Source organism: Collinsella aerofaciens (assembly GCF_015557435.1).
GTDB classification, from domain to species: Bacteria; Actinomycetota; Coriobacteriia; order Coriobacteriales; family Coriobacteriaceae; genus Collinsella; species Collinsella aerofaciens_Z.
The window spans coordinates 1-10148 of sequence record NZ_JADNOH010000032.1 but is presented as its reverse complement, the minus strand read 5'-3'; the positions used below and the strand labels follow the sequence as shown (position 1 = coordinate 10148).

The following is a 10148-nucleotide window of genomic DNA, read 5'->3' as shown; positions in this document are numbered from 1 at the left end:
CCCCCGGATTCCCTGCGTTTACGGCCTTGAGGTCGGCGGGCGGAGAAGGACGTGGTCGATAGGGATACGTGTCCCCTTCGCTGTTTCGCGCTTTGCGCGAAAGGCGCGCTACTTTGGGATGGATGGGGAACGTGGTTGTTGCGGTGGCTTTTCCCTTTTGCTGTTTCGCGGCTTTGCCGCGAAAAGCGCAGCACTTTGGGATGGGCGGGTACGTTATTGTCGCGCTGCTCTGTCCCGGCCGCATTTCTAGAGCGTTTCCCCCGCCATAAATTACCCTTGGCATACTTGCGCGAAAGCCTACTGGTGCTACACTTGCAATTGCTGTTTCAGGGCGGGGTGAAATTCCCCACTGGCGGTAAATCGGGCGGTGCTAAAGGGGTGCCGTGGCGCAGGCGAGGTGCCTGCGGCCGAGCCGATGAGTCCGCGACCCGTGTGTGCGTTGGTTCGCATGCCGGCTGAACTGGTGAGATCCCAGTACCAACGGTTAGAGTCCGGATGAAAGAGGCAGGTGATCTTATGTCTGAACAGTCGCAGCATATCCATTTTGAGAACACGAATAGGTGGAGCACCAAACAGCTCGTTACCATGGCGCTGATGTGTGCCTTGGGCGCCCTGTTTATGTACGTGCAGCTGCCTATCCTTCCTTCGGCGCCGGTTTTGACGTATGACCCGTCGCTGGTGCCGGCGATGGTGTGCGGTTTTGCGTATGGTCCTGGCGCCGGTACTGCTGTTGCCGCTATGGCGATTGTTATCCATGCGCTTACCACGGGCGATTGGGTCGGCGCACTTATGAACCTGGTTGCTACGCTGGGCTACATTCTGCCCGCGGCTATCGTGTACCAGAAGATGCATACCTATAAGGGTGCCGTGATTGGTCTGGTGCTCGGCGTCATTGCCGCTACGGCGTTGTCTATGGTCGCAAACCTTACCATTGGCGTATGGTTCTGGTATGGCTCGGTCGATGTGATCGCCCCGCTTATGATTCCTGCCGTGCTGCCGTTCAACCTTATCAAGACCGTGCTTAACTCGGTGTTGACGCTAGCGGTGTATAAAGCAGTCTCCAACCTCATCACGCCTAAAAAGGACCAGGTCAAAGGCCGCGCATGATTGAGTGTCGGGGCGTTTCCTTTAGCTATGACGGTGCCGTGTCGGCGCTCGACGGTGTCGATCTGAACATCGAGGACGGGGAGTTTTTCTGCATCCTCGGTGGCAATGGGTCGGGCAAGTCGACGTTTGCCAAGCATCTGAATGCGCTGCTGCAGCCCGATGCGGGCACGGTACGTATCAACGGTATGGATGCGTCCGATCCCGAGCTGGTCTACGACATTCGTTCGACCGCAGGCATGGTGTTCCAGAATCCCGACGACCAGCTGGTGGCAACGCTTGTCGAAGATGACGTTGCGTTCGGTCCCGAAAACCTTGGCGTTCCATCGGCGCAAATTGCGCAGCGCGTACGCGAGGCGCTGAAGGGCGTGGGCCTGGTGGGCTTTGAGCGCCACGAGACCCATGCGCTCTCGGGTGGCCAAAAGCAACGCGTGGCGCTTGCTGGCGTGCTTGCCATGGAACCGCGCGTGCTCATCTTGGATGAGGCTTCCTCGATGCTCGATCCGCGTGGACGCAAGGGCCTCATGAAGGCTTGCCGCGCGTTGCATGATCGTGGCATGACCATCGTGATGATTACGCACTTTATGGAAGAGGCCGCCGAGGCCGATCGTGTCGCGGTGTTTCGGGCGGGGCGCGTTGCCATGCTCGGTACGCCCGAGGAAATCTTGACACGGGCGGACGAACTTGCGCAGTTCAACCTGGATATGCCGGCGTCGTGCTGCTTGGGCACGGCGCTTCGTGCGAAGGGCGTGCCCGTTCATGCGCAGGTGCGCGAGGTGGATATGGTCGCCGAGGTTGCGCAGGTATATGCCGACCGGAGTGGGGAAGACACCGCAGGGCGGCCTTCTGCATCCGATTCTCGTGTGCTCGACAACGCCTCCTCTGCAACCGATGGGACAGCCGTGTCGGAGCCCGTCATCGAGATTTCGCACCTCTCGCATAGTTACTCGCTGAGTGCTCGCGAGCGCCGTCGATGGCGCAAGCGCTCGGCCACTGCGGGCAAATCGAATAAACAGGCTCTCTGGGGAAACGACCCCAGCAGCCCGTGGGCGCTGCGCGATGTATCTCTGACGGTGCGTCGCGGCGAGTTCCTGGGCTTAGCAGGTCATACCGGTTCGGGTAAGTCGACGCTGGTCCAGCATCTCAACGGTTTGATTCGCCCCCAGGAGGGATTCGTTCGCGCGCTGGGGCTCGATCTGTCAAACAAGAAAGACGCCGCCGCGGTTAAGGCCAAGGTCGGCGTGGTGTTTCAATATCCCGAGCGTCAGCTGTTTGCCGAAACCGTGACGCAGGACGTGGCGTTTGGCCCGCACAACCTTGGCTTGCCGCAAGATGAAGTCGACCGTCGCGTCGAGTCGTCGCTCTCGCGCGTGGGCCTCGACCTTTCCACGGTCGGCGACAAGAGTCCCTTTGAGCTTTCGGGCGGTCAGCAACGGCGTGTGGCGTTTGCCGGTGTGCTCGCCATGGAGCCCGAGGTCCTGGTACTCGATGAACCCATGGCGGGGCTCGATCCGGCTGCGCGCAGGGATTTCCTTGAGCTTATCGATCGACTTCACCGCGATGGCCTGACCGTTGTCATGGTTTCACACAGCATGGATGACCTGGCCAATTGCTGCGACCGCATCGTCGTGATGAACGAAGGTGCGGTGTTTGTCGAGGGAACCCCCGCGCAGGTGTTTGCGCATGCCGATGAGCTCAAGTCGATCGGCTTGGGCGTACCTGCTGCTCAGCGCATGGCGTTGGCGCTCGCGGAGGCGGGCGTGCCGCTGCGTTGCGGCGGGCTCTATACGGTTGAGTCGCTGGCCGACGAGCTGGCAGATTTGCTGATCGGTCGCTCAGACGGTCCTTCTAACGTCGCGGACATTGCTAAATCCAAGACGGTCGCGCGAGAGGAGGGCTGCTAATGGAGGCGTTTTCGTTTGGCAGCTACTATCCCGGCGATAGTGCAATCCACCGCCTGGACCCGCGAACCAAGTTGCTCTTGGGCTTTGTGTTTCTGATCACGACGCTCACGGTCAGTGGCTTCCGCGGACTGGCCCCTGTCGCAATTTTCGTCGTGCTGATCTATGCCGTGTCCCGGGTGCCGGCTCGTCGCGTTCTGTCGTCGATGGCGCCGCTGCTGGCAATCGTCGTCGTGGTCGCGGTGCTCAACTTGTTTACCGATCAGAGTGGGCGCATCCTGTGGCAGCTCGGCTTTCTGCAGATAAGCGAGGGCTCACTGCGTTCTGCCGCCTTTATGGCGTGTCGCCTGACCCTGATGATGGCCGGCATGAGCGCCATTACGCTCACCACGCCTACGCTCGACCTCACCGCGGGCTTTGAGCGTCTGCTCGCACCGTTTGCGCGCGTGGGGCTCCCTGCGCATGAGCTCGGCATGATCATGGGCATCGCGTTGCGCTTTATGCCGCAGTTTGCCACCGAGATGAAGCAGACGGCGGACGCGCAGGCAAGCCGCGGTGCACGCGTAACGGGTGGCCCGCTCGGCGGCGTGCGTATGCTCGGCAGTGTGGCGATTCCACTGTTCACGGGCGTGTTCCGTCATGCCGAGACGTTGTCTGCCGCCATGGATGCACGCTGCTATCACGGCGAGCAGGGCCGCACACGTCTGCATGCACTTGCATTTCGCCGCGGGGATGCGCTGGCTGCGGTTGTGACGATGCTGCTGTTTGCGTGTGTCATCGTCGTCAACCTTCAACTTGTTTAGGCGCGATTCGAGCGCAAGAAAGGGGTCCCTATGACCGACAACGACCGCACGGCTCAGCTTGAGCGCGCCTGTTCGTATCTCAGGCGCATTCCGGCGTGGTATCTGGCCACGACCGATGTGACCGACGGGCATCAGCCTCGCGTGAGGCCGTTTTCTTTTGCCATGGTCGATGACGGTAAGTTGTGGTTTTGCACGTCGCGCGACAAGGACGTGTGGGCGGAGCTGAGTGCGAATCCCAAGTTTGAGCTCTCGGGCTGGAAGCCGGGGGAATGTTGGATTGTATTGACCGGCGAAGCCGCACTTGAGGACGACGCAGTTGCGAGCGACAAGGTGCGTCAAGCGGGTTTTAAGCACATGGTGGGCATTGGCGAGGAACACGAGAGTGCCAACGACGGCCGCCTTGCTTTCTTTTCGGTCCGCAACATTGCCGCGCGCTTCTGTGATATCGACGGCAGCGAGGAGCGCCTGGAGCTCTAGCGCGTCTCAAATAAACTACCCGTTCCGAATTAGCTAGCGCCAGGAGGACACATGGACGGATTGAATACGGTGTTGGAGTATCTGACGTCGGTGCCGGCATGGTATTTGGCGACGAGCGTTGACGGACAGCCTCATGTGCGTCCGTTTTCGTTTGCGCAGATCCAGGATGGCAAGCTGTGGTTTGTAACAGCGCGCACCAAAGATGTGTGGCAAGAGCTGCTGCAAAACCAGCGCTTTGAGGCCACGAGTTGGTGGCCGGGCCATGGCTGGCTCATCTTGCGCGGGCGTGCCGGCTTGGATGACCGGGCTTTAGGCGAAATGCGCGAAGCCGGGTGGAAGCATCTAGAGCGCCTGGGCGAGCACTATGAGGGGCCTAACGACCCCACGCTCGTCTTCTTTAGCGTCGAGGATCCCGAGGCTTTTATCTGCAATCACGACGAATGGGTGCCGGTCGAGCTCTAGCCAGCTGGCTCATCCTAACAACTTGGTTTTCGCATAGGCGGGCCCCGTATTGCCCGGCGCCGTTAGGAGCGCCGGTCAATACGGGGCCCGCTCCATTTGTCAATTCCTTCAAGCGAATGTGTCGGGAATGTTTCAATGCATGAATATGCAAGCCATTTACGTATTCATGCATCTTTTGGTGCTAAAGTTTCAACCCACTTCATAACGACCGCTGCGAAATGCGCATCGGTGCATAAATCGCAGACAAGGAGTCTGATATGTCTTTGAAGGTTGGAATCGTCGGCGCGGCTGGATATGCCGGAGCCGAGCTCATTCGCCTCGTCCTCGGTCACCCCGAGTTTGAACTTGCTGCCATTACGTCCAACGCCGATGCCGGCCAGCCGTTGTCTGCGGTGTACCCGAGCTTCACCGGCATAAGCGATCTTGTCTTCACGACGCATGATGCCCCCGAGCTCAAGAACTGCGACGCGGTCTTTTTGGCCGTGCCGCACACGGCTGCCATGGCACAGGTGCCCGCGCTGCTTGCATCGGGCGTCTCCTGCATTGATCTCTCGGCCGACTACCGCCTGAACGACGCGTCTGTCTTTGAGGCTTGGTATGCCGCCGAGCACACGAGCCCCGAGCTGCTCAAGACCCGTGCCTTCGGTCTGCCCGAGCTGTTCTGCCAGGACTTGGAGACCGCCGCATCCGACCATGCCGACGGCAAACCCGTGCTGGTCGCCTGCGCCGGTTGCTATCCCACCGCAACGAGCCTTGCCGCCGGCCCCGCCGTGCGCGCGGGCTGGGTGGCCGAGAACGGTCCTGTGATTGTCGATGCCATTAGCGGCGTGACGGGCGCCGGTAAGTCCTGCAACGCCCGCACCCATTTTTGCAGCGCCGACGAGAACTTGGAGGCCTACGGCGTGGGCAAGCATCGCCACACGCCCGAGATTGAGCAAATCCTTGGTCTGACCGATCGCGTCGTCTTTACCCCGCACCTGGCACCGCTCAAGCGCGGCCTGCTCTCCACGGTGACGCTGCCGCTTACGCCGCAGGCTATCGATACCTTGACCCTTGAGGACGTTGTCGACCATTACAAGCAGTTCTACGCCGATCGCACCTTTGTGCGCGTGCTCGATGCCGGCCAGCAGCCCAAGACGGCCTCGGTCGTCGGCACCAACGCTGCCCAGATTGGCCTCGCGCTCAACAAGCGCGCGGGCGTGCTGGTGGCGACGGGTGCTATCGACAATTTGTGCAAGGGCGCTGCGGGCCAAGCGGTCCAGTGCGCCAACATCGTCTTTGGTTTTGATGAGCGACGAGGCTTGCCCACAGTGGCGTGCCCGGTGTAGCACATTCGATTGTTAACGATTTGGTAGTCGGGCATCGAGTGGGGCGCCACTCTTAAGCTGGTCTCATGATCACGACTGGCATGGCGCACCAACCGATGTCCGCTTTTTTTGTTTGACATAAGGAGTCATAAAGACGATGAATACCGAGCTGTTTGATATCAAGATTCGCGCCGTCGAGGGTGGCGTTACGGCTGCGGCTGGTTTTAAAGCCGCAGGTATCCACGCTGGGTTCCGCAAGAACCCCGAGCGTCTGGATTACGCGCTCGTCGTGCCCGATAAACCCTGTCCCGGTGCCGGCGTGTTTACCGCCAATCGCTTTTGCGCGGCGCCCGTGCAGGTGAGCCGTGCCAACCTGGGCGGTACCGACAAGGGCTACGGTATCATCGCCGGCGTTTCGGTCAACTCTGGCAATGCTAACGCCGCCACGGGTGAGACCGGCCTTGCATGCGCGCGCGAGACGTGCAGCATCGCATCGCAGGTCATCGGCTGCGAGCCCCAGCAGATTCTGGTTGCCTCCACGGGTGTGATTGGCCAGATTCTGCCGATCGACACGTTTGAGACCGCCATTCCTGCTGCCTACGAGGCGCTCTCCGCCCACGGTGGCGCCGATGCCGCTCGCGCCATCATGACGACCGACACGCACTCCAAGGAGTACGCCGTATCCTACGTCAGTGAGGCTGCGGGTCATGCGGGCAATGTCTATACGGTAGGCGGAATGTGCAAGGGCTCGGGCATGATCATGCCCAACATGGCCACCATGATCGCAGTTATCACCACCGATGCCCCCGTCGAGCCTGCGGCACTTCATGCCCTGCTGCTCTCGACCGTCAAGCAGACCTTTAACAAGGTAACGGTCGATTCCGACACCTCGACCAACGACACCTGCATCATGCTTGCCTCCGGCGCCGCTGCCGCAGATGCCGAGCCTATCGTCGAGGGCTCCGATGCCTTTGACGAGTTGACGTTTGCTGTACACGAGGTGTGCGAGAGCCTGGCGCGCAATATCGCCGCCGATGGTGAGGGCGCATCCAAGCTTGTTACGGTCAACGTTACCGGCGCCGTGAACGACGAGGAGGCCGATATCGCCGCCCGTGCCGTTGCCAACTCGCCGCTCGTTAAGACCTGCATCGCCGGCCACGACTGCAACTGGGGTCGCGTTGCCATGGCGCTCGGCAAGTGCGGCGTGCAGTTTAATCAGGAAGACGTTTCCATCGACATGATGGGCATGCCTGTCTGTCGCAACGGTCTGACTGTTCCCTTTGACGAGGACGAGGCTCTACGACGTTTTGAGGCGCCCGAGATCGTGATCTCGGCCGACCTGGGCGCAGGCGACGCGGCAACGACCGTGTGGACCTGCGACCTCACGCATGAGTACATCTCCATCAACGGCGACTACCGTTCCTAGATTCCAGGGACGCTGCGCATCTTGCCGCGATTGCGGACAGCGGAGCACGGCGCGATAACGATACGAAAGACGAGGCAGATTATGAAATTCGCACGCGATTGTCGTTCGAGCGAATCCAACGAAGCAACCGCGCAGCTGCTGTTCGAAGCGCTGCCGTGGATTAAGAACCTGACCGGCAAGACGGTTGTTATCAAATATGGCGGAGCCGCCATGGTTGATGAGCAGTTGCGCCGCGATGTGATGAGCGACATCGTGCTGCTCAAGATCATCGGCATGCGCCCTGTTATCGTGCACGGTGGCGGCAAGGCCATCAACGAGGCGCTTAGCCACTACGACATCCCCGTCGAGTTTAAGAACGGCCAGCGCGTGACCACGCCGGCGACCATGGATATCGTGCGCGAGGTGCTGGGCGGTAAGGTCAACCAGGAGCTGGTCGCAGCGCTCAACCACCACGGCAACCTAGCTGTGGGCGTGTCGGGCAGCGATGCCGGTACGCTCATCGCCGAGCCGCTCGACCCCGAACTCGGCCGCGTAGGCAAGGTCACGCACGTCAACACCGACTATATCGAGCGCCTGCTCGATAGCGAGTACATCCCCGTCATCGCTACCGTCGCGGCGGGGGAGGACGGCGGTTTCTTCAACATCAACGCCGATACCGCCGCCGGTGCCGTTGCGGCGGCGCTGCATGCGCATAAGGCGATCTTTTTGACCGACGTCGACGGCCTGTACAAGGACTTTAGCGACAAGGATTCACTTATCTCCAATCTGACGCTCGATGAGGTCAATGAGATGCTCTACGGCGGCGAGGTCGACAAGGGCATGATTCCCAAGCTGCGTGCTGCCGTCGATGCGCTTGCCGGAGGCGTATTTCGCGCTCACATCATCAACGGTACCACGCCGCATTCGCTGCTGCTGGAGCTGCTGACCGACGCCGGCGTTGGTACCGTGATCCATTCCACCGAGACGGCTTACGAGTTCGATACGCATCCGCATCCGCTTTCGACGTTTGCTGCGCGTCTGACCGAAAACCTCGACGAGGTCGAGAAGCTTCAGACGGTCTAGGCCATCGCAATCGCCGTGCCATTACTTCGACAATCCGCGCTACCTGGCGCTTAACGAAAGGTATCCCATGTCACTTGTAGCTCAACAATCGCTCGAATCCCACTACGTTATGCACACCTTCGGTCGTTCTCCGGTCGAGTTTGTCGAAGGCCACGGTATGAAGCTCACCGGCGACGATGGTCGTGAGTACCTCGACTTTCTTGCCGGCATCGGCGTGTGCAGTCTAGGTCATGGCGACCCGGCTGTGCTCTCGGCGCTCGAGGCGCAGACCAAAAAGCTCATGCATGTCTCCAATTACTTCTACATCGAGCAGCGTGGACAGGTCGCGGCGCTGCTGTCCAAGCTTGCCAACGACGACGTAGATGGTGCACGCGTGCTTGCCGATGCCATTGCCGCCGGCGATGAGACCACGGCAGCTGCTCTTGGTGCCCCGGCTGCGGATGAGCAGGTGTGGGAGACCTTCTTTGCCAACTCCGGCGCCGAGGCCAACGAGGGCTCGATGAAGCTCGCGCGCCTGTACTCCAAGCGTGCCGGTAACGGCGGCAACACTATCGTGTGCATGCGCGGCGGCTTCCACGGCCGTACGCTCGAGACCATTGCCGCCACCATGCAGGATTGGCTGCAGGATAGTTTCCGCCCGCTGCCGGGTGGCTTTGTGGCCTGCACGCCCAACGATATCGATGAACTGCGTGCGATCTTTAAGCAGCTGGGGAGCGAAATTTGTGCCGTGATGCTCGAGCCGATTCAGGGCGAGAGCGGTGTGCACCCCATGACCGAGGAGTTTATGGCGGCAGCGCGCGACCTGGCACACGAAGTGGGCGCCGTGCTTATCGCCGACGAGGTCCAGTGCGGCATCTTCCGCTCCGGCAAGCCGTTCGCTTACCAGACCTATGGCGTGGAGCCCGACATCATGAGTCTTGCCAAGGGCATTGCTGATGGCGTGCCCATGGGTGCCGTCGTGGCAAAGAAAGAGATCGCCGACGTGTTTAAGCCCGGCGATCACGGTTCGACTTTTGGCGGTAGCTGCTTGGCCATCGCGGCGTGCGCCGCGACGCTCTCCGCGCTCGTGCGCGGCGATTATGCCGACCATGCTGCCAAGGTAGGCGCCTATATGGAGGCAAAGCTCGCCAAGCTGCCGCACGTGACCGAGGTGCGTGGCCGCGGCTTGATGCTCGGCTGTGATCTGGATGATGCCGCGGGCGACGCGCATGATATTGTTGCCCGCGCGCTGGCCGCCGGTGCCGTGATTAACGCTACAGGTGCTCATACGCTGCGTTTCCTGCCGCCGCTCGTGTGCGAAGAGGCCGACGTGGACAGCCTAATCGAGATCCTGGCGGGTGTCTTGGGCTAACGCGGCGCAATAACTCAATTTGGACCGGGTTCCGGACTGCGGACGTGCCATATGCGGCACGATTCGGCGGTCTGGAGCCCGTTTTGCCTTAGATTTGCTAAGGCAGGGAGACCTGCTGGTCAAAAAACATCAAATATGAGTACTGCTACCGATTTGGTAGCAGCAATTTTGGACTAATAAGGCCAGATAGCAAGTCGAAATGGTCGCGCGCGCAGACGTGGTGTAAGAGTGTCCTGAGGTCCGTCGCTGCAAGTC

The 10148-nt window shown here is 60.6% G+C and carries 9 protein-coding genes and 1 riboswitch; all 9 genes read left to right on the top strand.

The features are described from left to right. The first annotated feature begins 318 nt into the window (after positions 1 to 318). Positions 319 to 511: riboswitch (FMN riboswitch) on the top strand. Between the two features lie 5 nt (positions 512 to 516). After that, positions 517 to 1107, top strand: coding sequence for an ECF transporter S component (locus I2G43_RS02500; RefSeq protein WP_229071497.1), 591 nt, complete (start codon positions 517 to 519; stop codon positions 1105 to 1107). Then, on the top strand, positions 1104 to 3008 hold the full coding sequence (locus tag I2G43_RS02495; RefSeq protein WP_195534960.1) for an energy-coupling factor transporter ATPase: 1905 nt from the start codon (positions 1104 to 1106) through the stop codon (positions 3006 to 3008). Before I2G43_RS02500 ends, I2G43_RS02495 begins: the two co-directional genes overlap by 4 nt. Beyond that, positions 3008 to 3808, top strand: coding sequence for an energy-coupling factor transporter transmembrane component T family protein (locus tag I2G43_RS02490; RefSeq protein WP_195534959.1), 801 nt, complete (start codon positions 3008 to 3010; stop codon positions 3806 to 3808). Before I2G43_RS02495 ends, I2G43_RS02490 begins: the two co-directional genes overlap by 1 nt. Positions 3809 to 3838: 30 nt before the next feature. Then, positions 3839 to 4285 carry a pyridoxamine 5'-phosphate oxidase family protein gene (locus tag I2G43_RS02485; RefSeq protein WP_117563813.1) on the top strand — a complete coding sequence of 149 codons (447 nt, stop codon included), beginning with the start codon at positions 3839 to 3841 and terminating at the stop codon, positions 4283 to 4285. 51 nt (positions 4286 to 4336) lie between these two features. Then, positions 4337 to 4747 (top strand): pyridoxamine 5'-phosphate oxidase family protein, encoded by a 411-nt coding sequence (locus tag I2G43_RS02480; protein ID WP_117637582.1) that lies wholly within the window; start codon positions 4337 to 4339, stop codon positions 4745 to 4747. Positions 4748 to 5004: 257 nt separating this feature from the next. Then, complete coding sequence (argC, locus tag I2G43_RS02475; protein ID WP_195534958.1) at positions 5005 to 6075, top strand: N-acetyl-gamma-glutamyl-phosphate reductase; 1071 nt, start codon at positions 5005 to 5007, stop codon at positions 6073 to 6075. Between the two features lie 136 nt (positions 6076 to 6211). After that, positions 6212 to 7480, top strand: a complete 1269-nt coding sequence (gene argJ, locus I2G43_RS02470; RefSeq protein WP_195534957.1) for a bifunctional glutamate N-acetyltransferase/amino-acid acetyltransferase ArgJ — start codon at positions 6212 to 6214, stop codon at positions 7478 to 7480. 81 nt (positions 7481 to 7561) lie between these two features. Next, positions 7562 to 8542 carry an acetylglutamate kinase gene (gene argB / locus I2G43_RS02465; protein WP_117806086.1) on the top strand — a complete coding sequence of 327 codons (981 nt, stop codon included), beginning with the start codon at positions 7562 to 7564 and terminating at the stop codon, positions 8540 to 8542. A gap of 67 nt (positions 8543 to 8609) precedes the next feature. Beyond that, on the top strand, positions 8610 to 9893 hold the full coding sequence (locus I2G43_RS02460) for an aminotransferase class III-fold pyridoxal phosphate-dependent enzyme (protein ID WP_195534956.1): 1284 nt from the start codon (positions 8610 to 8612) through the stop codon (positions 9891 to 9893). Positions 9894 to 10148 lie beyond the last annotated feature (255 nt).